Raw genomic sequence first — 20,765 nt, 5'->3', positions numbered from 1 at the left:
GATTCCGTTTAGTGCTCACGGTTCGGCGCAGAATGTTCCACAAAGGCGCGGGGGGAGCAATCGGGGCTGTGGAGCCGCCTCATTGGTATAAAGTTGGGATCGATTGACCGAGATCAATCTTTTCGCGCCAAAGCCTTGAAACGCCCGCCGCGGCGCAGTTTTAGTGCGGGTTTCCGGGAAAATGCGGCGATTGGACGCAGCGGGCTCAGGCTTCAGACGTGGCTGAAACGGTCGCGTTCGAAGGTTTGGGGAAGGCCGTCGGGGCCGGCCAAAATTTCGCGATCCGCGACCGCGCCGATGCTTGTGACGGTGAGCTGCGCAGTCTCTGCGAGCGACTCGAATTTTTGCGCAAGCCCGGGCGGGACGGAGCAGAGGATTTCGTAATCGTCGCCGCCGGTGAGGATCGTGTCGAAGACGCGCGCGTCCGCGGCGCGCGCGGCCTGCGCCGAAGCGGAGAGCGGGATTTTGGCGAGATCGACCTGGGCGGCGGCGCCGCTCGCCCGCATCATGGCGCGCAGATCGCCGATCAGGCCATCGGAAACGTCCATGGCGGCGCTTGCGCAGGCCCGCAGGGCTGGCGTCAAAGCGAGTCGCGGACGCGGGCGCAGGTAGCGGTCGATCAGCGCGTTCGCCCAGGGCGGAAGCGGCGCGCCCTCCCGTTCGGCGCGGCGCAATGTTAGGCCCAGCGCGGCGTCGCCGATGGTTCCGGTGACATAGAGCAGATCGCCTTTTTGCGCGCCGGAGCGGCGGATCATTTTTCCATGGGGGACGGCGCCCAGCGCCGTGATCGACAAAGTGAGCGGCCCCGAGGTTTTGACGGTGTCGCCGCCCAGCAGGGCGATGCCGGCGGCCTTGGCCGACTCGCTTAAGCCCCGCGAAAATTCGTCCAGAAACGACTCGGTCCAGCCAGGCGGCAGGGCCAGCGACAGCAGGTAGCCGAGCGGGTCCGCACCCTTGGCGGCGAGGTCGGAGAGATTGACCCCCAGCGCCTTGGCGGCGATGGCGTCCGGCGGGTCGTCGGCGAAGAAATGCGTGTCCGCGACCAGGGCGTCGGCGGTGAGGACGAGGTCGCAGCCGGGCGGCGGCGTCAGGCAGGCGGCGTCATCGGTCAGGCCGAGGCCCGCCGGCCCCGCAAGCGAGGCGAAATAGCGGGCGATGAGGTCGGACTCGTTCATGGCGCGACGAAGGCCCGTGGACCGCCCTCGTCCTTCGAGACGCCGCCTTCAGCGGCTCCTCAGGATGAGGGCTAGGGAAAGAGCAGCTTACGCCGAAAATTCGTCGGCGCGCGCCTTGCGCGCCAGCGCGTCGAGGACCGCGTTGACCATGCCGGCCTCCTCGCGCTCGAAAAAGGCGCCGGCGACATCGACATATTCCTTGATCGCCACGCGCGCGGGCACGTCGCCGCGCTTCATCAATTCGAACGCGCCCGCCCGGAGAATCGCGCGCAACAGCGCCTCGATGCGGCGCAGCGGCCAGCCGTCGGCCAAAATCTTGTCGACGGCGCGGTCGATGGCCACCTGGTTTTCCAGCACGCCCGAGACGATCGAGCGGAAGAAGGCGATTTCCGCCGGCTTGTACTGGTCGCCCTCGACTTCGGCGCCGATCCAGTAGACCTCGAACTCGGCCAGAATTTCCTTCAAACCCTTGCCGGCCACTTCCATCTGATAGAGGGCCTGGCAGGCGTTGAGGCGGGCGGCGGAGCGATTTTCTGCGGCCATTTTCTTAGCGCGCCTCTCTCTTCAAGCGATACATGGCGAGGGCCGCGCGCGCGGCGTCGCCGCCCTTGTCCAGTCGCGCCGGATCGGCGCGCTCAAACGCCTGCGCCTCGTTTTCCGTGGTCAAAATGCCGTTGCCGAGCGGGATTTTGCGGGCGACCGAAAGGTCCATCAGCGCGCGGGCGCTCTCGCCGGCGACGATCTCGAAATGATAGGTCTCGCCGCGAATGACGCAGCCGAGCGCGATCACGCCGGCATAGGGCGCGCCGGACTTTTCCGCCGCGTCGAGCAGGATGGCGGCGGCCGCCGGGATTTCCAGAGCGCCGGGCGCGCGGAACACCGTATGGCGCGCGTCCGACGCTTCCAAAGCCTGGGTCGCGCCGGCGAGCAGCAATTCGCCGATGGCGTCGTAGAAACGGGCTTCAATGATGAGAAAATGCGCGCCGTCAACGGGTTTCGCCGTTTCCGGGGCGCGGCTCGGCTCCGCCATCGGACCTTCCTTTTGTTCGGGTCCGAGTGAATAGAGCGGGCCGCGCCGGCGCGCAACCGTTTAACGCGGCTAGTATGTCCGGCGCGAGCCGGTCACCGCCTGATAGACGAGCAGCACCACGACGGCGCCGAGCGCCGCGATGATGATGGAGTACAAGTTGAACCCGCTCACCCCGCCCATGCCCAGCGCCGTGGCGATGTAGCCGCCGACCACCGCGCCGACGATGCCGAGGACGATGTCCATCAACATGCCCGAACCCGTGTGGTTGACCAGCTTGCTGGCGATGAAGCCGGCGATCAGGCCAAGGACGATCCAGCTGATAATTCCCATGGTCACGCCTCCCTTAGAAATCACCTAAACGCGAAACTCGAGGATTAGATACCCGCCGCCCCCTCAAGAAAAGCGGATTGTCACTTGCGCGCCGCCGGGGGCGGGGCAAAATAATGTGAGCCGTCGCCTCGGCGGCTGACCCTCCCGGAGGATGCGATGAGCAATCTCGAAGACGCCGTCAACGAAGCGGTTCCGGACAACAATTACGTCAAGCCGCTGATGATCGCGGCGGGCGCGCTGCTGCTCGGCCACCTGTTCGGCGGCAAGAAGGACGCGCCGGTCGACCCGGCCAATCCCACGCTTCCTCCCGCGCAGGGCGGCGGCGGCTTTCTCGACAATATCGGCTCCGCAATCAGCAACGCTCTGGGCGGCGGGCAGCAGCCGACGCAATATCCGGGCGGGCAACAGCAATATCCCGGCGCGCAGCCATATCCGGGCTCGCAATACCCGGGCTCGCAGCAGTACCCTGGGCAACAGCCGGCGCCGCAGCAGGGCGGCGGCGGGTTCCTCGGCGGCGGCGGTATTGTCGGCGGCATCATCAACAGCCTGTCCAACAGCCCGCTCGGCGGCGTGATCGCCGGCGCGGCGGCGGGCACCGCCGTCTCCGGCGGCCTCGACATGCTGCTCAACCAGTTCCGCGGCGCCGGCCATGCGGATCAGGTCAACAGCTGGGTCGGCACGGGCCAGAACCAGCCGATTTCGCCCGACCAGATCAACAGCGTGCTGGGACAGGGCAAGATCGCCGAAATCGCGGCGCAGGCGGGCATCAGCCCGGAGCAAATGTCGCAATTGCTGGCGCAGGCGCTGCCGACGCTGGTCGACAAGCTGACCCCCGGCGGCCGGCTGCCGCAGGGCTGACGCGCATCGCATGCCCGGCCGCAAATCCGGGCATGCGCGAAAAGTTCAGATCGGTTTCGCCTTCAGCGTCTCCCGCCAATGCGTCGCGCGCTCCTTGAGCTTCGCGGCGCCGATATAGGGCGACTCGTCCTCATCGAGCGTCTCCAGCACCTCGAAGGAGAACTGCGCTTCGCCATGGCTGCGCCAGGCCTCGAGCAAATCCCGTCTCGGATGGGAGTCGCGGCGCAGCGCGAACCAGAGCCGGTTCTGGATCGTCGCGAGATCGACCCATTGGCCGACCCAGACCTCGCCCGACGCCGCGCAGCGCACGGCGAACACCCCGCTCGCGACCTTGCGTTCCTTATAGGCCGCCGTCGCCGCTTTGCGCGCCTCTCCCTTCATCGCCAATCTCCGTTGCGCTGCGGCCCATCCGCATCCCGACGCTTATTATTATACGGGTGATATTGACGCAATATTTTTATCCGGGTAATATTTTGCCTCAACCTGGGCTTCGCAGCATGTCAATATCTTCCACCAATCCGAGCACGGCCTTCGCCGGCGAAAAACGGCTGTTTTCCGGCCCGTTGGGCGAGGTCGCCCTGGCCGTCAAGGCGGCGAGCGAAGTGGAGTCGTCGCACACGATCCTGGTCTTCGACGACGCGACGGGGCGGGTGATCGATCTGGACCTGCGCGGCTCCGAGGCCGAGGTTCTCGGGCGTTTGTCCCCGCCGGAGGAGGAAGCCGAGGCGGCTGAGTCGGAGCCGCAGGATGGCGCGAGAGGCCGGGGGCGGCCGAAACTGGGCGTGGTCGCGCGCGAAGTGACGCTGCTGCCGCGGCAATGGGAGTGGCTGTCTACGCAACCGGGCGGCGCCTCCGCCGTGCTGCGGCGACTGGTGGATGACGCGCGGCGCAAAGGCGAAGCGGGGCAGCGCAGGCGCGCCGCCCAGGAAGCCGCTTACCGTTTCATGCTGGCGATCGCCGGGGACCGGCCCGGCTATGAGGAGGCGACGCGAGCGCTGTTCGCCGGGGATCGGCTAAAACTGGCGCAAGACATCGCCGATTGGCCCGAGGATATTCGCGCGCACATCATGGCGCTGGCGTTCGGCGCGGGGGACGCGCCCCCGTCGCCATAACACGACTATTCCGCCGCCGCCTCGGCGAGCCGCGCGGCGTAACGGGCCATGGTGTCGACCTCGATATTGATGCGGTCGCCCGCCTTGCGCGTGCCAAAATTGGTCTTTTCCAGCGTGTGCGGGATCAGCAGGATCGTAAAAACCGTTCCCGAGACCTTGTTCACCGTCAGCGAGGTTCCGTCGAGCGCGACCGAGCCTTTTTCCGCGATGAACTTGGCCAAGGTTTTGGGCGCCTCGATCTCGAAATGGGCCATGCCGTCGAAATCTTTTCGCGAGACAATGGTCGCCACGCCATCGACGTGGCCCGAGACCATGTGGCCGCCGAGCTCGTCGCCGATGCGCAGCGCCCGCTCCAGATTGATGCGGTCGCCGACCTTCCATTCGCCCGCCGTGGTCACGGCCAGGGTTTCGGCGGCGGCGTCGACCTCGTGCCAAGAACCTTCGCCGCCCTCGCCCTGCGGGCCGAAGCCGACCAGGGTCATGCACACGCCATTATGGGCGACCGAGGCGCCGAGGACCAGGCTGTCCGCCGGATAGGACGACGCCAGCTTCAGGCGCTTCAGGCCGCCGCGCTCCTCCACATTCAGAAGCGTTCCGACGTCGGTGATCAGGCCCGTGAACATTTAGACTCTCTCATAATGGGTGTAGCTGTCGGCGCCCAGCAAGCCCTGGGCCAAAAGTTGGTAACAGGCGGGGTCCGCGAGCTTGTGTCGCGCGTTTTCGTCGAGCGCCTCGACCCCGTGTCGGCCGAGCGGCCGCTCTCCGGTGAAGAGGAGAACCTCGTCGGCCAGGCCCTGCGCGATCAGGTTGGCGCCGACGCGTGGGCCCCCCTCGGAAAACACCCGGGTCAGGCCGCGCCCAGCCAAAAATTCGAGGGCGGCGCGCAGGTCGATCCGGCCGTCGACCAGCGGGCGCTCGACCGTCTCGATCCCGAGTTTTTCCAGCGCGCCGCGGCGCTCCGGATCGGCCTGCGCCCCACAGAAGACCAGCGTTGGCGCCTCGACGGCGGTGGCGGCGAAACGCGAGCGCGGCGGCAGCTCGCAGCGGGCGTCGAGGACGATGCGCAGCAATGGCCTGATCACGCCCGGCAGGCGCACGGTCATCAAGGGATCGTCACCCAAAATGGTGCCGACCCCGACCATGATCGCATCGTGCTGGGCGCGCAAAACATGGGTGCGCAGATTGGCGGCGAGGCCGGTGATGGCGAGGCGGCGGTCGTGCTCGGCGCCGGCGGCGAAACCGTCGGGCGTGTGCGCGATTTTCAGGGTCACCATGGGGCGATGTTCGGTGACGCGCAGGATGTGGCCGCGATGGGCGCGACGGCACTCCCGCGCCAGCACCTCGGTCTCGACTTCGATCCCGGCGGCGCGCAGTTTCGAAAACCCCTGCCCCGCCGTGCGCGGGTCGGGATCGGTGAGCCCGCCGACGACGCGGGCAATGCCGGCGGCGATCACAGCCTCGGCGCAGGGCGGAGTCTTGCCGTGATGGGCGCAGGGCTCCAGCGTGACATAGAGCGTGGCGCCGCGCGCGGCTTCTCCCGCCTGGGCCAAAGCCATGGGCTCGGCGTGCGGCCGACCGCCGGCTTGGGTCCAGCCGCGGCCGAGCACCACGCCATCCCTGACCACCAGCGCGCCCACGGCCGGGTTGGGCGAGGTCGCGCCAAGCTCGCGCGCGCCAATCGCCAAGGCTGCGCGCATAAAACGGAGATCGTCCGGCGAAACGCTCATCCCTGCTCCGCCTTCTTGCCGTCCTCGGCGAACTCGTCGAGCAATGGCCCGAAATCGCGCGCCTCGCGGAAATTGCGATAGACCGAGGCGAAGCGCACATAAGCGACCTCGTCGAGGTTTTTCAGGCCCTGCATCACCAGTTCGCCGATCGTGTCGGAGGCGACTTCCGCTTCGCCCGAACTTTCCAGCTGCCGCACGAGGCCATTGATCATGCGATCGACCCGCTCGGAATCCACGGGACGCTTGCGCAGCGCGATCTGCACCGAGCGCGCGAGTTTTTCGCGGTCGAACGGGGCGCGGCGCCCGGTTTTCTTCACCACCGTAAGTTCGCGCAGCTGCACGCGTTCAAAAGTGGTGAAACGGCCGGCGCAATCGGGGCAGACGCGGCGGCGGCGGATGGCGCCGGAATCGTCGGTCGGGCGCGAATCCTTGACCTGCGTGTCCAGACCACCGCAAAAGGGACAGCGCATTTCACCTCCCGAACAAACTCGACGCGAATCGCTGGCGCAATTCGAAAGCGGCGCCATTGTGCATTTTTGCGAGTACAGGACAAGAACGCCCACAACATGTAGAGTGCGCGTATGATCATTCCAGGGCTGCGGGATTTTTTTGACGCGCACGACCGCCTGTTCGTGCTGACCGGCGCGGGATGCAGCACGGGCTCGGGCATTCCCGATTATCGCGACGGTTTTGGCGCGTGGAAGCGCGATCCGCCGGTCAATTTTTCGGCTTTCATGGGGTCGGAGGCGGTGCGGCAGCGCTATTGGGCGCGCAGCATGGTCGGCTGGCCCAAAATCGCCGGCGCCGCGCCGAATGTTTCGCACCGCGCGCTGGCGGCGCTGGAGGCGCGGGGAAAAATCGCTTTGCTGGTGACGCAGAATGTCGACGGGCTGCACCAGGCCGCGGGCAGCGCCAACGTGCTGGACTTGCATGGGCGGATCGACGCTTTGCGTTGCATGGGCTGCGGCGCCCGGGACTCTCGCGAGAAATTTCAAGGCGAGCTGGCGCGGCTCAACCCGGATTTCGCGGCGCTGGAGGCGGCGGGCGCGCCCGACGGCGACGCCGATCTGAACGCCGATTTTTCCAGCTTCATCGTCCCGCCCTGCCCCGCCTGCGGCGGCGTGCAAAAGCCGGATGTGGTGTTTTTCGGCGAAAGCGTTCCGCGCGAGCGGGTGGAGGCGGCCTATGCCGCCGTGCGCGCCGCCGACGCCGTGCTGGTGGTCGGTTCGTCGCTGATGGTCTATTCCGGGTTTCGGTTTGTCGAGGAGGCGGCGCGCCTGGGAAAACCCTGCGCGGCGGTCAATCTCGGCCGCACCCGGGCCGACGCGCTGCTGACCTTGAAAGTCGAGGCGGATTGCGCGGCGGCTCTGTCGTTGCTGCTGTGATGGCTACCGTCAACTCGCCGGCAGGGCGTCGGCGACCTCTTGCGCCTCGCTGGCGTCGGCATGGATTTCGTCGCGGATGACGCGCAAGGTCACCTCGTGCAGATAGCTCTGCAGCGCCCGGTTGAGTTCGTTGAACTCCGGCCACAACACCTGATTGACGAAATTCTTGGGGACCCGGATCATCAGCGTCGTGCGCCGCTGTCGCTTCAGCCGGTAGGGTTTGAGCCCGTAGCGCCGCGCCAGGGCGACGAACAGATGGCGCGACCATTGGTCGGGAATCGAGAATTGCATCTCGATCGGCGGATCCTGTCGGCCAAACTCGGCCAGGCGCGCCCTGACCCGCTCAAGCGCGGCTTCCGCGGCGAGCCGTTCTCCCGGCGTCCCCGCGCCGGCGAACAGCGCCTCGATCTTGCGGAGCTTTTCGCGCAATTGCGACTCTGTGGACATGGCGCGCTCCGGGAAGAAGCAGGGAACAGGAACGCATTGCGCGCAATGCGATCCTGTCCCCGCTTAATTTTTTGTCAGTAGATCGGGAAGCGGTTGGTGAGCGCCTCGACCTTGGCCTTCACCCCGGCCTCGACCGCCGCATTGCCGGCCTCGCCATGCGCCGCCAGACCGTCCAAAACCTCGACGATCAGCGCGCCGACCTGTTTGAATTCGTCGACGCCGAAGCCGCGCGAGGTCGCGGCGGGGGCGCCGAGGCGAATGCCGGAGGTGATCCACGGCTTTTCCGGGTCGAAGGGCACGCCGTTCTTGTTGCAGGTGATTTCGGCGCGGCCGAGCGCGATTTCCGCCGCCTTGCCGGTCAGCTTCTTCGGGCGCAGGTCGACCAGCATCAGATGGTTGTCGGTGCCGCCGGTGACGAGGTCGAACCCGCCCTTGAGCAGGACGTCCGCCAGCGCAGCGGCGTTTTCGACGACCTGATGCGCGTAGGCCTTGAATTCGGGACGCAGCGCCTCGCCGAAGGCGACCGCCTTGCCGGCGATGACATGCATCAGCGGGCCGCCCTGCAGGCCGGGGAAAATCGCCGAGTTGATCTTTTTGGCGATCTCCTCGTCATCGGTGAGGACGAGGCCGCCGCGCGGGCCGCGCAAAGTTTTGTGCGTGGTGGAGGTCACGACATGGGCGTGGGGGAACGGCGAGGGATGAGCGCCGCCCGCGACCAGGCCGGCGAAATGCGCCATGTCGACGAACAGATAGGCGCCGATGCTGTCGGCGATCTCGCGGAATTTTGCGAAGTCCCAGACGCGGGCATAGGCCGAGCCGCCGGCGATGATCAGCTTCGGCTTGTGCTCCTTGGCGAGCTTTTCCACCTCGGCCATGTCAATGCGGCCGGTTTCCTTGTTCACGCCATAGGAGACCGGCTTGAACCAGCGGCCGGACATGTTGACCGGCGAACCGTGCGTCAAATGGCCGCCAGCGGCGAGGTCGAGGCCCATGAAGACGTCGCCGGGCTGCAGCAGCGCCAAAAACACCGACTGGTTGGCCTGCGAGCCGGAATTGGGCTGCACATTGGCGAAGCGGCAGCCAAAAAGTTTTGTGACCCGCTCGATGGCGAGGTTTTCGGCGATATCGACGAAATGGCAGCCGCCGTAATAGCGCTTGCCCGGATAGCCCTCCGCATATTTGTTGGTGAGCACCGAGCCCTGCGCTTCCAGCACCGCGCGCGACACGATGTTTTCCGAGGCGATCAGCTCGATTTCCTTGCGCTGGCGGCCCAGCTCGAGCTCGACGGCCTTGAAGATTTCGGGATCGGATTCGGCCAGCGAGGCGCTGAAAAAGCTGTTGGAATGGCTCATGGAGGCTCCTTTCGGGCGGCAGGCGGGCAAGGCCGGGGGGATTGAGCGGGCCAATAGCACGCGAAACGCGCGGGCGCAAAGGCGTTGGACTTGGCCGCGAGGTCATGCATTGTGAAGCGGCGCCGTTCAAAGGGGTCCGCCATGCCCAGTGTTGTCCAAGCCCTCGCCGCCGTGACGCTGACGCTCGCGCTGGTCGCGCCCGCCCACGCGGCGGCTTTAAACCTGACCGAGGCCGATGCGGGAAAAAATTTTCAGCTGCGCGTCGGCGATCAGGTGGAGCTGCGGCTGAGCGAGACCGCCTCGACCGGCTATGTCTGGACGGAACAGTCCAATGGCGCGCCGGCGCTCCAGGCGTTGGGCAAGAGTTCGGATTATTCCGCCGCCGCCATGCCTGGCGCGCCGGGCGCGGCGATTTTTCGCTATCGCGCCCAGGCCGAAGGCGCGGCCGTGGTCAGCCTGAAGCTGGCGCGCGACTGGGAGCCGGCGCCTGTCAAAGAATTTTCGCTGCGTTTCGACGTCAGGCCCTGAAAAAGATCAGCTGGCCTGACACTTCTTCATTCAGCTGGCCTGACACTTCTTCATGAAGCTGGTTTTGGCGGCGCCCGACAATTTCCGGCCGTCGCTGCCGACCGCTTTTTCCTCGCAGGCGTCGGTCTTGCACTTTTTCAGGAACGACGTCTTGGCGGCGCCGGCCAGCGGCTTGCCGTCCTTGCTCACGGCCTTGGCTTCGCACGCCTCCTGCGCAAAGGCGCCACCCATTGTGGATAAGGCGCCGCCCATTGCGAGCAGCAAAACCGTCGTCGCGACCATGATCTTCTTCATTGGCGGCCTCCCCGAAAAAATTTCCAAATGATAAGGGCCGGCGCTTGAAAAATTCAAGCGCCGGCCGGAACCCCTCATCCGTCTCGCGCCTTCAGCGCGATCCACCTTCTCCCGCAAGGGGAGAAGGGGTTACTGCGCGGCCACTAGGGGCAGGCCGGAGAGCGCCATGGCGAGTTCGCCCTCGTCGTAATGAACGTCGACGAGATTGCCGGCGAAATAGTTGATGTAGGCGCCCATGTCGAAATGGCCGTGGCCCGAGAGGCCGAAGACGATAGTTTCCGCCTTGCCTTCCGCCTTGCAGCGCAGCGCCTCTTCGATGGCGCAGCGCACCGCATGGGTGGATTCCGGCGCGGGAACAATGCCTTCCGCACGAGCAAACAGCACGCCGGCTTCGAAGCAGGCGGTCTGCTCGATGGCCCGCGCCTCGATCAGGCCGAGTTCGTAAGCCTGCGACACTTGCGCGGCCATGCCGTGATAGCGCAGACCGCCGGCATGGAAGCCCGGGGGAATGAAGGTCGAGCCCAGCGTGTGCATCTTGACCAGCGGGGTGAGATGCGCGGTGTCGCCGTAATCATAGGCGTATTTGCCGCGGGTCAGCGACGGGCAGGCCGCCGGCTCGACCGCGATGATGCGGCGCTGGCGGCCGCCGCGCAGCTGCAGACCGAGGAACGGGAAGGCGAGGCCGGCGAAATTCGAGCCGCCGCCGGCGCAGGCGATCACCACGTCGGGATCGTCGCCCGCCAGTTCAAATTGCTTGATCGCCTCCTGGCCGATGACGGTCTGGTGCAGCAGCACGTGGTTCAGCACCGAACCCAAGGCATATTTCACGTCGGGATTCTTGACCGCGACTTCCACGGCTTCCGAAATGGCGATGCCGAGCGAGCCGGGGGTGTCCGGGTTTTCCGCGAGCGCGGCGCGGCCCGATTCGGTCTCCATCGAGGGTGAAGAAATGCATTTCGCGCCATAGGTCTCCATCAGCGCGCGACGATACGGTTTTTGGTCGTAGGAGCAGCGCACCTGATAGACGGTGACGTCGATGTCGAACAGCGAACCGGCGAAGGCGAGCGAGGAGCCCCATTGACCCGCGCCGGTCTCGGTCGTCAGCTTTTTGATGCCCGCCTGCTTGTTGAACCAGGCCTGCGGCACGGCGCTGTTGGGCTTGTGGGAGCCGGCGGGCGAGACGCCCTCATATTTGAAATAGATTTTTGCCGGCGTTCCCAGCTTCTGCTCGAGCCGGCGGGCGCGGATCAGCGGCGACGGACGCCACAGACGAAGAATGTCACGGACGGGTTCGGGGATTTCGATTTCGCGCTCGGTCGAGACTTCCTGGAGAATCAGCTCCATCGGAAACAGCGGCTCGAGGTCGGCGGGGCCGACCGGCTGCTTGGTGCCGGGGTGCAGCACCGCCGGCGGGGTCGGCAGGTCGGCGGCGATATTGTACCAGAACTTCGGAATCTGGCTTTCCTCGAGCGTATATTTCACTTGCGCGGACATGACGTACCCCGTGGTTTCCTCAGGCCGGCAGTCAAGAGCAAGCGGTTTGACCCGTCCTTGACCTATGTCAGGCATGCAGGCGGCATGACGCCGCTGAAGGCTTGATTTTGGTGATTAAATTCTAGTCCGCTGGGCAGACTGCATAAGAATGCGGCGCCCGTGGCGTCATGCGCCGCTCTCATCCTCGAAGAAAATCTTTCCCTCGAACATCTCCGTGCCGGTCACCGTCGCCCATTGGTTGAGCATGAGCGCGGCGAATCGCGTCTCCTCCTTGGCGCGGAAGTCGGCGCGCCGGGCCAGCATCGAAAGCTTCGCGGCGAGATAATGCGCCTCCGCCACCGCCTCGCCGAGCAGCGCCGCCCTCTCGTCGGATTGCGCCGCCGCTTTCGTCGGCGCGGGTTCGGGCGCGCGCGGTTCGGTCACATTGAAGCCGAGGCTGGCCAGCGACGAGCGCACGCGCTCCGCAATCTTTCGCAGCGCCAGGCGCTGCAGCGTGACCTGGGTGATATCAATGTGAGAGACGATGAAGCCGGAGCCTTGCCGAGGATCGAACGGGGTGATCTCCATGCGGAACCAGCGTCGCTCCGAGGGGCTGTGGCACGGATAGTCCAGCGCAAATTCCGACCTGTCGCCGTTGAGAACGGCGCGGACGCCCTCCAGCGCGGCTTCGCCGTCGGCGTCTTGTTCCGCCCACTTTCTGCAGACGTCGAGATAGTTTTCGCCGATATAGGCGCCGGCCCGGCCGCCATTGTCCCTGGCGAAGGCTTCCCAGGCGGGATTGACCAGCTTGACGGTTCCCGCCCCGTCGACCACCGCGACATGCGCGGACAAAGTTCTCAAGCCGTCGAGGTCACCCGCTTCGATTTCCCCGATGCCGAGGCTTGCCCCGCTCATTCCCGGCGCATGCGACATGAACACTCCACTTTTGATGCAAGAAGTCTCAAGACTTGATTTGAATCAATCGCTTATCGCCTTGCGTCATTTTGCGCAATTGTTTTTAGGGAGGACTTTGGCGCAGCCACGGCGCCGTCGCCACGCTGTTTCGCTTTTTTTGGCGATAGATCAGACTGTTCGGAACCAGGCGCTGGCCTGAAAAACAAAACGGCCCCGGACCGCGAGGTCCGGAGCCGCATCATGCGAGCAGAAATCGCCCTATTGGTCGTCGGGCGCGGCGTCGAAGCGTTCGGCCTGCGCCCGGACCGCCGAGGTCGGGGCCGGCGCGGCGCGGGCCGCCGTCGGCGAAAAGCCGTCGCGCTGATAAATGTCCTCGCGGAACTGCACCACGCCTTCCGGCGTGCCCCAGGCGGTGATGTAGACCCAGTAGACATTGACCGGCGGCTCGATCTTCACATCCAGGCGCTCGCCCGAGGCGATGGTGGCGTCGATGCGGTCGCGGTCCCAGCCCGGCTGGTTCTTCAAAAGCCACGCGACATAGTCGCGGACGTTCTGCAAGCGCATGCAGCCCGAGGAGACGAAGCGGAAATCGTCGCCGAACACGCCCTTGGCCGGGGTGTCGTGCATGTAGACGCCATAGGGATTGTTGATGTTGATGCGCACCACGCCGAGCGAGTTTTCCGTGCTCGGGTCCTCGCGGAAGCGGTAATTGGTCGCCTCCAGCGAATGCCAGTTGATCTGCTCCGGCTGAACTTCCTGGTTGTTCTTGTCGAAGATGTGGATGTGGTTGTCGCGCAGGTAATTGGGGTCCTGCTGCATCTTCGGAATCAGATCCTTGCGGATGATCGAGGCGGGCACCGTCCAATAGGGATTGAAGTCGACGTCGAGCGCGCGGGTCTGCATGACCGGCGACTGGCGGTCGATTTTTCCCACCCCGGCGATATGGCGCGTCGCCACAGTGTCGTTTTCGACCGTTTCCACCAGAGCGGCGGGAATGTTGGCGGTGACGAAGCGGTCGCCCAGATTCGCGGAAAAGCTGCGCAGGCGGACGATATTGGTTTCGAGCTGCTTCAGGCGGTAGTCGGCCGGGACGTTCATGGCGTCGAGCGTCGACTGGTTGACCACGCCGGTTTCGATCAGGCCGTGGCGCGCCTGGAAGCGGCGCACCGCCGCCTCGACATAGGAATCATAGACGCCCGAGGTGGTGGCCGCGGGGTCGAGGTCGCCGGTGACGATCAGGCGCTTGCGCAGCGCCGCGACCGCCGGTCCGCTCGCGCCGAGCTTCAGGCTGCCGGCGGCGCCGGGCACCCGGCCCCAGCCGCCATTGGCGACGATGCGGCGATATTGCTCGATGGCCTGTTCGGTGGCGGACAAAGTGCGCGGCGACAGAAGCGGGGTGGTGGAGCGCGTGACGCTCAGGCGCGCAACCGAATCATAGGTCTGCGCCCATTCGGCCTGGCCGGAGTCCATGGCGACGGCCGGGCCCGCGAGCAGGACGGACATAAGCGCTCCCGCACGGCCAAGCTTGCTCCCAAAGCATGCGGAAAGGTTTGGAATCGCGAACAAGTTCTGAACTCCTTGGGCGGGCGCCCCCCGGAACGGTTGGCCGCCGCTGCTGAATTTGCGAAAACAGTCTTCGATTGCCGTTAACAGAGCGCAAATAGCGCGGCGATTTTAAGGCGACGCGGGGGAAGGCGGCGAAAAAAGCCGGGCTCAAGCAACGAAAAAGCCGGGCTGTGACGCCCGGCGCAGTCAGGGATTTTCGTGACGGAACCCGCAGGCGCGGCTTTCGCGCATCACAGGCGATACTTGATCTGGTCGGTCCAGAAACGCTCCAGGCGAATGAGCGCGTTATTGACGGTGCGGAATTCGTCGACCGAGACGCCGCCGATCTGCTCGACCGTGACCACATGCTTTTCGTAGAGGCCGGCGACGATGTCGCGGATGTCCTTGCCTTCCTTGGTCAGGCTGATGCGCACCGAGCGGCGGTCGACGCGCGAGCGGGCGTGATGCAGATAGCCCATCTCGACCAGCTTCTTGACATTATAGGAGACGTTCGAGCCGAGATAATAGCCGCGGGTGCGCAATTCGCCGGCGGTCAGTTCGGAATCGCCGATATTGTGCAGCAGCAGCGCCTGGACGGCGTTGATGTCGGAACGGCCGCGGCGGTCGAACTCGTCCTTGATGACGTCGAGCAGGCGGCGATGCAGACGCTCGATCAGCGTCAGCGCCTCCAGATAGACCGGGCGGACTTCGGCGCCGCGCTCGGCGCGGAGGGCGGAGATGTCCGTCTTCATAGCGTTGTTCATGGTGTCGGCCCCTCGGTTCGTCGCGCGCCTTGTGTTCGGCGCCCCTTGATGGATGCAACATAGGGGGCGGGGATGAAAACGAGTTTAAACAACAGTCTGAATCGAAAATGAACGCGGTTTGGATGAATTGAAGTGAATCCTTTTTGAATCCAGGGTCCGTTTACCTTGAGTATTCGTTATCGGCGGGAACAGGTTTTCCTTTGCCCTTGACTCGCGCCAGCGCAGCGTCAACCAGACGATCCAGCGCGCCTGTTTCGCCATTGGCCCGGTTCACCCGCCAGGACAGGAACAGATAGAGGGTCAGCAGGACGACATCGACGCCCTTCATCAGCACGCCGCCGCCGGTGAAGAAGCCGGGCTTCATCGCCGAAACGAAAATCTGCGCGATCAGGGTGAGCAGCCAGACCACGCCGCCCCAGGGCGCGACCATCCACAGGCCGACGGCGGCGACGAGGTCCATCACCGCGAAAAAGATCACGGCGGCCATCACCGCCGCGGAGGCGTCGAGAAAGCCCTCGGCGGGGCTGAGAATGCGCCGCCACTGGTCCAGGCCTTCGGCGATCCAGAGCAGCGCCACCACGCGGAAGAACAGCGTGAGCATAAAGGTCCAACGCGCCTGATCGGCATCCGCGTCGCGCTTCGCCCCGACCTGGATGGCGGCGGCATAGTCGGCTTCCGTCGAAGTATTGGGCGCGTAAGTCTTCATTCAAGCTTTCCGGCCGCGCGTTTTATTCGCGCCGCGCTCTTCGGATTGGAGCCAAGGCAAGCATCGTTAATCGATTTGCGGCCGGGCCGCAAAATTTTTCGAGGCGCCGCCGGGAATGTGCTAAGCGAAGGCCCAAGGCCCCCCAAGAGGAAGCTGGAACCTGACAAGGACCCCGACATGAACAAAGCGCCCCTTCCCTCCGGTTTTGACCTGGCTCTCAATCTCTCCCGCCGCCCCCGCCGCAACCGCAAGTCCGACTGGGTGCGCCGCCTGGTGCGCGAGAACGTCTTGACGGTCGACGACCTGATCTGGCCGCTCTTTGTCGTCGAGGGCGAGAATCTGCGCACGCCGGTCGCCTCCATGCCGGGCGTCGAGCGCCTGTCGGTGGACCAGACCGTCGTCGCCGCGAAAAAGGCCGCCGAACTCGGCATTCCCGCCATCGCTCTGTTCCCCTTCACCGATCCGGCGCTCAAGGACCCGAACGGCTCCGAGGCGCTCAACGAGAACAACCTGGTCTGCCGCTCCGTGCGCGCCATCAAGAAGGAAGTGCCGCAGATCGGCGTGGTCACCGACGCCGCGCTCGACCCCTACACCAGCCACGGCCATGACGGTCTGATGGACGGCGAAACCATTCTCAACGACGAGACCGTCGCGGTGCTCGTCCAGCAGGCGCTGAACCAGGCCCGCGCCGGCGCCGATGTCATCGCACCCTCCGACATGATGGACGGCCGCGTCGGCGCCATCCGCGAGGCGCTGGACGCCGAAGGATTCACGGATGTGCAGATCATGGCCTATGCGGCCAAATACGCCTCCGCCTTCTACGGCCCGTTCCGCGACGCCATCGGCACCAAGGCGGCGCTCACCGGCGACAAGCGCACCTATCAAATGGACCCCGCCAACACCGATGAAGCGCTGCGCGAAGTGGAAATGGACCTCGACGAAGGCGCGGATATGGTCATGGTCAAGCCCGGCATGCCCTATCTCGACATCATTCGTCGCGTAAAAGATACTTTTGGCGTCCCCACCTTCGCCTATCAAGTCTCCGGGGAATATGCCATGATCACCGCGGCGGCGCAGAATGGGTGGCTCGACGGCGACAAGGCCATGCTTGAAAGCCTTTTGGCGTTCAAGCGGGCTGGCGCCAGCGGCGTTCTCACCTATTTCGCGCCGAGAGTGGCGGAAATGCTCAGGAAAGGGTAAAAACCCTCGGGGCTCGATACGCGACGCGGGCGCGCCCCAGCCTTTCCGCCCTCGGAGGAGGAGAGGTATGAGCGCGCCCAAGGATGCCGGAACCGCTCGCGCGGATGTCCGGAAAAAACTCTTTCCCGACGGTTTCGGCCAGACCGAGCGTCTGCTGCTGGAGCCCTTGCAGCCGGCCGACGCGTTCGGCCTCGTCATTCTGACCAACGATCCGCTGGTCGCCCACGGCGCCTCGACGCTGCCGCAGCCTTTCACCATGGATGACGCCCGCGCCCTGATCGCCCTGCCCCGCAGCGGCGGCGGCTGTTTTGCCGCTCTGCGGGTGCGCCAAACCGGCGGCGCCAGAGAAATGGGTCGGGGCGCCGGCGAGATGATCGGCTGCGCCGGCATTCTCGTCCGCGAGCCGGAACGGGGCGATCTCGGCGATCTCGAACTCGGGTTCTGGCTGGGCGCGCCCCATCACGGCCGCCATTACGGCGCCGAGGCGGCGCAAGCCATGTTGGAACGGACGCACCGGGCGTTTCCGCGCGCCCGCATCGTGGTCGAATGCCCGCCGGAAAACTACGCCTCCTGGCGTCTGCTGCGGCGCATGGGTTTTGAACCCGGCGCCGGCAAGGGCAGCCGAAAGAACGCGGAATTATTGGCGTGGCGCGCGGAGGCCGAGGCGGAGGCGTGACGGGGCGGCCGCTCCAAGGCGACGCGACTGGCCTCGGCGCCATGAAAGCTTTTTCGTCACGATGACATTGAAGCCAACGCCCCAGCCCCTCATCCCCCGCCTTCTCCCCGTAAACGGGGAGAAGGAGCCGATCCGTCGCGCCCTGTCGCGCCCCCCTGTTTCGTCGCGTCGCCTAAATCGGAAACCGCACTTGCGCGGACAAGCTTGCGCGGCCTACAAGCCGCGCTGTGCCTGACTGAGCCTGTGCGTAAATGTCTCTGCTGCTGATCTTTCTCGCCGGCCTTGCCGCCGGTTTCATCAATGCGCTCGCGGGCGGCGGGTCGTTCCTCACCTTCCCCTCGCTGATCGCCGCCGGCCTGTCGCCGATCGCCGCCAACGCCACCAGCACCATCGCTTTGTTTCCGGCCCAGGTCGCCACGACCTTCGCCTACCGCGACGGGCTGCGAAAATCGCTCGACGATCCCCGCATCGACGGCCACAAGCTCGCGCTGATCTCGCTGGTCGGCGGGTTGTTCGGCGCGGTGCTGCTGCTGTCGACGTCGGAGCAGGTTTTCGCCAAACTGGTGCCGTTCCTGCTGCTCGGCGCAACCGCCGTGTTCGCCTTCGGCATGGTCATGCCCAAGCAGACCGACAAGCATTGGCTTGGCCCGACCGGCGTGCTCACCGCCCAAGTGTTCGTGGCGATCTATGGCGGCTATTTCGGCGGCGGCATCGGCATTTTGATGCTGGCGGCGCTGACCCTCTACGGCCTGCGCGACATCGTGCTGATGAACAGCCTGAAGATCGCGCTGGCCACGCTGATGAACCTCACGGCGACGGTCGTCTTCCTGTTTTCGGGAAAAATCTATTGGCTGGAGGCGCTTGTCATGGCGGTCGGCTCGATCGCCGGCGGTTTTATCGGCGCCCATGCGGGCTCGCGCATCAAACCGCTCTACGTCAAGATTTTCGTCATCTGCATCGGGCTGCTGCTCAGCCTGCATTTTTACCAAACCCTGTGAGGTCGTGATGTCCCTGCCCGCTCAGATGCGTGAAATCTTTTTTGACGGCGCCGGCGGACCGGAGGTCATCAAAGGGCGCGAGGCCCCGGTTCCCGCGCCCGGCCCCGGACAGGTGCTGGTGGAAGTGGTCGCGGCGGGGGTCAATCGTCCGGATTGCATCCAGCGCGCCGGGCTCTATCCGCCGCCGCCCGGCGAGACGCAGATTCCCGGCCTGGAAATCGCCGGCCGGGTGGTGGCGCTTGGCGACGGCGCGGGGCTGAAGATCGGCGACGAGATCTGCGCTTTGGTCGGGTCCGGCGGCTATGCGGAATTTTGCGTGGCCGAGGCCGCGCTGTGCCTGAAAAAGCCGGCGCCGCTGTCGCTGGTCGAGGCGGCGGGCGTCCCTGAAACCTTTTTCACCGTCTATGACAATGTTTTTACCCGCGGCGCACTTCAGCCCGGCGAGGTTTTTCTCGTCCATGGCGGCTCCAGCGGCATTGGCTCCACCGCCATCCAGCTGGCCAAAAAGTTCGGCGCCAAGGTTTTCGCCACTGCGGGCTCGGCGGAAAAATGCGCGTTCTGCCTGGAGCTTGGCGCGGATGTCGCCATCAATTACCGCGACGAGGATTTTGTCGCGGTGGTGAAAGAAAAGACCGGCAAGAAGGGGGCCAACGTCATCCTCGACATGGTCGGCGGCCCCTATTTGCAGCGCAATGTCCAGGCCTTGGCGCCCGACGGGCGGCTGGTGCAGATCGCCTTCCTGCAGGGGTCGAAGGTCAAGGATTTTGACTTCATGAGCGTGATGTTGAAGCGGCTGACCATCACCGGCGCCACCCTGCGCTCGCGTCCGCTCGCCGCAAAAGCCGCGATCGCCTCCGCCTTGCGTGAAAAAGTCTGGCCTCTGCTCGACTCCGGCGCCGTAATGCCCAAGTTGCATGCGACCTTCCCCTTGGAACAGGCGCGGCAGGCGCATGAGCTCATGGAAAGCTCGGCGCATCTTGGAAAGATCGTGCTGGCGACGGGGCGCTAAAAACCCCGCTCGAACTGCGCTGAACTTTCCCTGCCGATCCTCGTTCCTTGAACGCCGGCTGCGGCCGGCGCCCAGTGGGAGGACCGATCATGCAAACCAGCATGCAGGAAGCCGAGATCCACGCTTACGCGCGCCAGCTTTTTGAAGCGCGCGGGCCCAAGGCCGCCGCCGAGGCGGCGCAGAAGGCGCAGGCCTTCGAGGAAAAGGGCGACCAGGACCAGTCGCGGACCTGGCGCCATATCGAGGACGCCATCAAGCTGATGCGCGGCCCGCACCAGCCCTGATTACAGTCCCCGCGCCCAGGCCGGACGCAAAGGCGCCCGGTCGGGCGCGGCGATGGCCGCGCGCAACTGCTCCAAGAGCTTCGCCTTGTCGGCGCCGAGCGTGCCCTTGAGCACCAGCCAGTTCGAGGCGTGGTCGCTGCGGAACACGGTGCGGCGCAGATCGAGCGTGTCGACGAACAGCTCCATCTCGCGCATGAGGCCTTGGATGCCGAGCGGCGTGAATTCGGGATAGTTTGCGCGCAGGCGCGCATCGCCTTTGGGGAAGCTGACCACCAGGGTTGCTAAAAATTCCGGTTGCGTTTCATTGGCGAGGCGCGCGGAATTTTTGGCGTGCTGATCCGAAAAAACTTCGCCGCCGAGGCCGTTGAGGATCATTACCGAGCGCTTGATCCCGGCCTCGCCGAGCTTGAGCAGGGCGTCGCGGGTCGTGTCGAACGTCTCGCCCTTGTTGATCTTTTCCAGCACGAGATCGTCGCCGGATTCCGCGCCGACATAGACCATGCTCAGGCCGAGCTCGGCGAGTTCGCGCAATTCCTCCACCGATTTCTTTTTCACATTGCGCGGCAGGCAATAGCTGGAGACGCGCCGCACCGCGGGCATGTCGCGCTTGATCGCGTCCAGGATGGTGACCAGCCGGCGCGTCGACAGCGTCATGGCGTCGCCGTCGGCGAGAAACACGCGCCTGACATCGCCGACATAGACATCGGCGCAACGCTTGATGGTCTCCAAGATTTCGTCTTCGTCGCGGGGGCGGAATTTCTTCTGCGGCGCGGTGTACATTTCGCAGAAGGTGCAGCGGTTCCACGAGCAGCCGTCGGTCACGGGCAGGATCAGCGATTCCGCTTCGCTTGGCGGGCGGAAGACGGGCTCGACGTAACGGATGGGATTCATGCGGCAAGACTCCTTGCCGCAGTTTAGCTGAACCTGCCGCGCCGGGCGACCCCTTCTCCCCTAGCC

At 65.3% G+C, this 20,765-nt stretch carries 26 protein-coding genes; 9 read left to right on the top strand and 17 right to left on the bottom strand.

The window, feature by feature from the left end; all coding sequences use genetic code 11:
- Positions 1-212: 212 nt before the first annotated feature.
- From thiL to M2320_RS13210, 4 genes are all read right to left on the bottom strand, one after another.
- Complete coding sequence (gene thiL, locus M2320_RS13225) at positions 213-1,175, bottom strand: thiamine-phosphate kinase (protein WP_264597682.1); 963 nt, start codon at positions 1,173-1,175, stop codon at positions 213-215.
- A gap of 87 nt (positions 1,176-1,262) precedes the next feature.
- Complete coding sequence (nusB, locus tag M2320_RS13220) at positions 1,263-1,718, bottom strand: transcription antitermination factor NusB (RefSeq protein WP_184425315.1); 456 nt, start codon at positions 1,716-1,718, stop codon at positions 1,263-1,265.
- Between the two features lie 4 nt (positions 1,719-1,722).
- Complete coding sequence (ribH, locus tag M2320_RS13215) at positions 1,723-2,205, bottom strand: 6,7-dimethyl-8-ribityllumazine synthase (RefSeq protein WP_264597681.1); 483 nt, start codon at positions 2,203-2,205, stop codon at positions 1,723-1,725.
- Positions 2,206-2,274: 69 nt separating this feature from the next.
- Entirely contained in the window at positions 2,275-2,535 is a 261-nt protein-coding gene (locus M2320_RS13210) for a GlsB/YeaQ/YmgE family stress response membrane protein (RefSeq protein WP_184425311.1), read from the bottom strand.
- 156 nt (positions 2,536-2,691) lie between these two features.
- Here M2320_RS13210 and M2320_RS13205 point away from each other — a divergent pair, with 156 nt between their 5' ends.
- Entirely contained in the window at positions 2,692-3,393 is a 702-nt protein-coding gene (locus M2320_RS13205; protein ID WP_264597680.1) for a YidB family protein, read from the top strand.
- Between the two features lie 45 nt (positions 3,394-3,438).
- On the opposite strand, the gene M2320_RS13200 is transcribed toward M2320_RS13205, so the two are convergent.
- On the bottom strand, positions 3,439-3,774 hold the full coding sequence (locus tag M2320_RS13200) for a GIY-YIG nuclease family protein (protein WP_264597679.1): 336 nt from the start codon (positions 3,772-3,774) through the stop codon (positions 3,439-3,441).
- Between the two features lie 116 nt (positions 3,775-3,890).
- Between M2320_RS13200 and M2320_RS13195 the strand changes: the two genes are divergently transcribed.
- Positions 3,891-4,505 carry a DUF2239 family protein gene (locus tag M2320_RS13195; protein ID WP_264597678.1) on the top strand — a complete coding sequence of 205 codons (615 nt, stop codon included), beginning with the start codon at positions 3,891-3,893 and terminating at the stop codon, positions 4,503-4,505.
- Positions 4,506-4,510: 5 nt separating this feature from the next.
- Here M2320_RS13195 and M2320_RS13190 read toward each other — a convergent pair whose 3' ends face one another.
- The 3 genes from M2320_RS13190 to nrdR are packed head-to-tail and all read right to left on the bottom strand — an operon-like array spanning position 4,511 to position 6,702.
- Positions 4,511-5,128 carry a riboflavin synthase gene (locus M2320_RS13190; protein ID WP_264597677.1) on the bottom strand — a complete coding sequence of 206 codons (618 nt, stop codon included), beginning with the start codon at positions 5,126-5,128 and terminating at the stop codon, positions 4,511-4,513.
- A complete protein-coding gene (gene ribD, locus M2320_RS13185; protein ID WP_264597676.1) occupies positions 5,129-6,232 on the bottom strand; it encodes a bifunctional diaminohydroxyphosphoribosylaminopyrimidine deaminase/5-amino-6-(5-phosphoribosylamino)uracil reductase RibD in 1,104 nt (367 codons plus the stop codon).
- Complete coding sequence (nrdR, locus tag M2320_RS13180) at positions 6,229-6,702, bottom strand: transcriptional regulator NrdR (RefSeq protein WP_184425300.1); 474 nt, start codon at positions 6,700-6,702, stop codon at positions 6,229-6,231. The genes ribD and nrdR overlap by 4 nt, the downstream gene beginning before the upstream one ends.
- 111 nt (positions 6,703-6,813) lie before the next feature.
- Between nrdR and M2320_RS13175 the strand changes: the two genes are divergently transcribed.
- Positions 6,814-7,617 (top strand): NAD-dependent protein deacetylase, encoded by an 804-nt coding sequence (locus M2320_RS13175; protein WP_264597675.1) that lies wholly within the window; start codon positions 6,814-6,816, stop codon positions 7,615-7,617.
- A 9-nt stretch (positions 7,618-7,626) separates the two neighbouring features.
- On the opposite strand, the gene M2320_RS13170 is transcribed toward M2320_RS13175, so the two are convergent.
- Positions 7,627-8,064: a hypothetical protein gene (locus M2320_RS13170; protein WP_184425296.1), complete on the bottom strand. Its 438-nt coding sequence runs from the start codon at positions 8,062-8,064 to the stop codon at positions 7,627-7,629.
- Between the two features lie 74 nt (positions 8,065-8,138).
- Positions 8,139-9,416 (bottom strand): serine hydroxymethyltransferase, encoded by a 1,278-nt coding sequence (gene glyA, locus M2320_RS13165; RefSeq protein ID WP_264597674.1) that lies wholly within the window; start codon positions 9,414-9,416, stop codon positions 8,139-8,141.
- A 141-nt stretch (positions 9,417-9,557) separates the two neighbouring features.
- Here glyA and M2320_RS13160 point away from each other — a divergent pair, with 141 nt between their 5' ends.
- The gene (locus M2320_RS13160; RefSeq protein WP_264597673.1) at positions 9,558-9,944 is read left to right on the top strand and encodes a protease inhibitor I42 family protein; all 387 of its coding nucleotides are present in this window, start codon (positions 9,558-9,560) and stop codon (positions 9,942-9,944) included.
- Between the two features lie 30 nt (positions 9,945-9,974).
- Here M2320_RS13160 and M2320_RS13155 read toward each other — a convergent pair whose 3' ends face one another.
- The 6 genes from M2320_RS13155 to M2320_RS13130 form a co-directional block, all read right to left on the bottom strand.
- Complete coding sequence (locus M2320_RS13155; protein WP_264597729.1) at positions 9,975-10,196, bottom strand: hypothetical protein; 222 nt, start codon at positions 10,194-10,196, stop codon at positions 9,975-9,977.
- Positions 10,197-10,367: 171 nt separating this feature from the next.
- Positions 10,368-11,732 (bottom strand): TrpB-like pyridoxal phosphate-dependent enzyme, encoded by a 1,365-nt coding sequence (locus M2320_RS13150; RefSeq protein WP_264597672.1) that lies wholly within the window; start codon positions 11,730-11,732, stop codon positions 10,368-10,370.
- A 165-nt stretch (positions 11,733-11,897) separates the two neighbouring features.
- Complete coding sequence (locus tag M2320_RS13145) at positions 11,898-12,644, bottom strand: PAS domain-containing protein (RefSeq protein WP_264597671.1); 747 nt, start codon at positions 12,642-12,644, stop codon at positions 11,898-11,900.
- Positions 12,645-12,884: 240 nt separating this feature from the next.
- Positions 12,885-14,129, bottom strand: coding sequence for a L,D-transpeptidase family protein (locus M2320_RS13140; protein WP_264597670.1), 1,245 nt, complete (start codon positions 14,127-14,129; stop codon positions 12,885-12,887).
- Positions 14,130-14,422: 293 nt separating this feature from the next.
- Positions 14,423-14,923, bottom strand: a complete 501-nt coding sequence (gene ldtR, locus M2320_RS13135; RefSeq protein ID WP_425540685.1) for a transcriptional regulator LdtR — start codon at positions 14,921-14,923, stop codon at positions 14,423-14,425.
- Between the two features lie 172 nt (positions 14,924-15,095).
- Complete coding sequence (locus tag M2320_RS13130; protein ID WP_264597669.1) at positions 15,096-15,641, bottom strand: hypothetical protein; 546 nt, start codon at positions 15,639-15,641, stop codon at positions 15,096-15,098.
- Positions 15,642-15,818: 177 nt separating this feature from the next.
- Here M2320_RS13130 and hemB point away from each other — a divergent pair, with 177 nt between their 5' ends.
- The 5 genes from hemB to M2320_RS13105 all read left to right on the top strand — a co-directional run bounded on the left by hemB (position 15,819) and on the right by M2320_RS13105 (position 19,808).
- On the top strand, positions 15,819-16,841 hold the full coding sequence (gene hemB, locus M2320_RS13125) for a porphobilinogen synthase (protein WP_184425280.1): 1,023 nt from the start codon (positions 15,819-15,821) through the stop codon (positions 16,839-16,841).
- A 67-nt stretch (positions 16,842-16,908) separates the two neighbouring features.
- Complete coding sequence (locus M2320_RS13120) at positions 16,909-17,517, top strand: GNAT family N-acetyltransferase (RefSeq protein WP_264597668.1); 609 nt, start codon at positions 16,909-16,911, stop codon at positions 17,515-17,517.
- A 251-nt stretch (positions 17,518-17,768) separates the two neighbouring features.
- A complete protein-coding gene (locus M2320_RS13115) occupies positions 17,769-18,515 on the top strand; it encodes a sulfite exporter TauE/SafE family protein (RefSeq protein WP_184425276.1) in 747 nt (248 codons plus the stop codon).
- Positions 18,516-18,522: 7 nt separating this feature from the next.
- Positions 18,523-19,524, top strand: a complete 1,002-nt coding sequence (locus M2320_RS13110) for an NAD(P)H-quinone oxidoreductase (RefSeq protein WP_264597667.1) — start codon at positions 18,523-18,525, stop codon at positions 19,522-19,524.
- Positions 19,525-19,625: 101 nt separating this feature from the next.
- On the top strand, positions 19,626-19,808 hold the full coding sequence (locus M2320_RS13105; protein WP_184425366.1) for a hypothetical protein: 183 nt from the start codon (positions 19,626-19,628) through the stop codon (positions 19,806-19,808).
- Here the strand turns inward: M2320_RS13105 and M2320_RS13100 are convergent, their stop codons facing one another.
- Positions 19,809-20,699: a radical SAM protein gene (locus M2320_RS13100; protein ID WP_264597666.1), complete on the bottom strand. Its 891-nt coding sequence runs from the start codon at positions 20,697-20,699 to the stop codon at positions 19,809-19,811.
- Positions 20,700-20,765: the final 66 nt, after the last annotated feature.

This window comes from Rhodoblastus acidophilus, from assembly GCF_025961575.1.
Classification (GTDB): Bacteria; Pseudomonadota; Alphaproteobacteria; order Rhizobiales; family Beijerinckiaceae; genus Rhodoblastus; species Rhodoblastus acidophilus_C.
This window is presented reverse-complemented; position numbering and strand designations above follow the sequence as displayed.

Bases quoted from the DNA above. Each gene is read 5' to 3' on its own strand.
- M2320_RS13100 (WP_264597666.1), bottom strand. From the start codon at position 20,699: ATGAATCCCATCCGTTACGTCGAGCCCGTCTTCCGCCCGCCAAGCGAA.
- M2320_RS13160 (WP_264597673.1), top strand. From the start codon at position 9,558: ATGCCCAGTGTTGTCCAAGCCCTCGCCGCCGTGACGCTGACGCTCGCG.
- M2320_RS13130 (WP_264597669.1), bottom strand. From the start codon at position 15,641: ATGAAGACTTACGCGCCCAATACTTCGACGGAAGCCGACTATGCCGCC.
- M2320_RS13140 (WP_264597670.1), bottom strand. From the start codon at position 14,129: ATGTCCGTCCTGCTCGCGGGCCCGGCCGTCGCCATGGACTCCGGCCAG.
- M2320_RS13210 (WP_184425311.1), bottom strand. From the start codon at position 2,535: ATGGGAATTATCAGCTGGATCGTCCTTGGCCTGATCGCCGGCTTCATC.
- M2320_RS13155 (WP_264597729.1), bottom strand. From the start codon at position 10,196: ATGGGCGGCGCCTTATCCACAATGGGTGGCGCCTTTGCGCAGGAGGCG.
- M2320_RS13190 (WP_264597677.1), bottom strand. From the start codon at position 5,128: ATGTTCACGGGCCTGATCACCGACGTCGGAACGCTTCTGAATGTGGAG.
- M2320_RS13200 (WP_264597679.1), bottom strand. From the start codon at position 3,774: ATGAAGGGAGAGGCGCGCAAAGCGGCGACGGCGGCCTATAAGGAACGC.
- M2320_RS13145 (WP_264597671.1), bottom strand. From the start codon at position 12,644: ATGTCGCATGCGCCGGGAATGAGCGGGGCAAGCCTCGGCATCGGGGAA.
- M2320_RS13110 (WP_264597667.1), top strand. From the start codon at position 18,523: ATGTCCCTGCCCGCTCAGATGCGTGAAATCTTTTTTGACGGCGCCGGC.
- M2320_RS13150 (WP_264597672.1), bottom strand. From the start codon at position 11,732: ATGTCCGCGCAAGTGAAATATACGCTCGAGGAAAGCCAGATTCCGAAG.
- nrdR (WP_184425300.1), bottom strand. From the start codon at position 6,702: ATGCGCTGTCCCTTTTGCGGTGGTCTGGACACGCAGGTCAAGGATTCG.
- M2320_RS13115 (WP_184425276.1), top strand. From the start codon at position 17,769: ATGTCTCTGCTGCTGATCTTTCTCGCCGGCCTTGCCGCCGGTTTCATC.
- hemB (WP_184425280.1), top strand. From the start codon at position 15,819: ATGAACAAAGCGCCCCTTCCCTCCGGTTTTGACCTGGCTCTCAATCTC.
- M2320_RS13205 (WP_264597680.1), top strand. From the start codon at position 2,692: ATGAGCAATCTCGAAGACGCCGTCAACGAAGCGGTTCCGGACAACAAT.
- ldtR (WP_425540685.1), bottom strand. From the start codon at position 14,923: ATGAAGACGGACATCTCCGCCCTCCGCGCCGAGCGCGGCGCCGAAGTC.
- ribH (WP_264597681.1), bottom strand. From the start codon at position 2,205: ATGGCGGAGCCGAGCCGCGCCCCGGAAACGGCGAAACCCGTTGACGGC.
- M2320_RS13120 (WP_264597668.1), top strand. From the start codon at position 16,909: ATGAGCGCGCCCAAGGATGCCGGAACCGCTCGCGCGGATGTCCGGAAA.
- M2320_RS13105 (WP_184425366.1), top strand. From the start codon at position 19,626: ATGCAGGAAGCCGAGATCCACGCTTACGCGCGCCAGCTTTTTGAAGCG.
- M2320_RS13175 (WP_264597675.1), top strand. From the start codon at position 6,814: ATGATCATTCCAGGGCTGCGGGATTTTTTTGACGCGCACGACCGCCTG.
- glyA (WP_264597674.1), bottom strand. From the start codon at position 9,416: ATGAGCCATTCCAACAGCTTTTTCAGCGCCTCGCTGGCCGAATCCGAT.
- M2320_RS13170 (WP_184425296.1), bottom strand. From the start codon at position 8,064: ATGTCCACAGAGTCGCAATTGCGCGAAAAGCTCCGCAAGATCGAGGCG.
- M2320_RS13195 (WP_264597678.1), top strand. From the start codon at position 3,891: ATGTCAATATCTTCCACCAATCCGAGCACGGCCTTCGCCGGCGAAAAA.
- thiL (WP_264597682.1), bottom strand. From the start codon at position 1,175: ATGAACGAGTCCGACCTCATCGCCCGCTATTTCGCCTCGCTTGCGGGG.
- nusB (WP_184425315.1), bottom strand. From the start codon at position 1,718: ATGGCCGCAGAAAATCGCTCCGCCGCCCGCCTCAACGCCTGCCAGGCC.
- ribD (WP_264597676.1), bottom strand. From the start codon at position 6,232: ATGAGCGTTTCGCCGGACGATCTCCGTTTTATGCGCGCAGCCTTGGCG.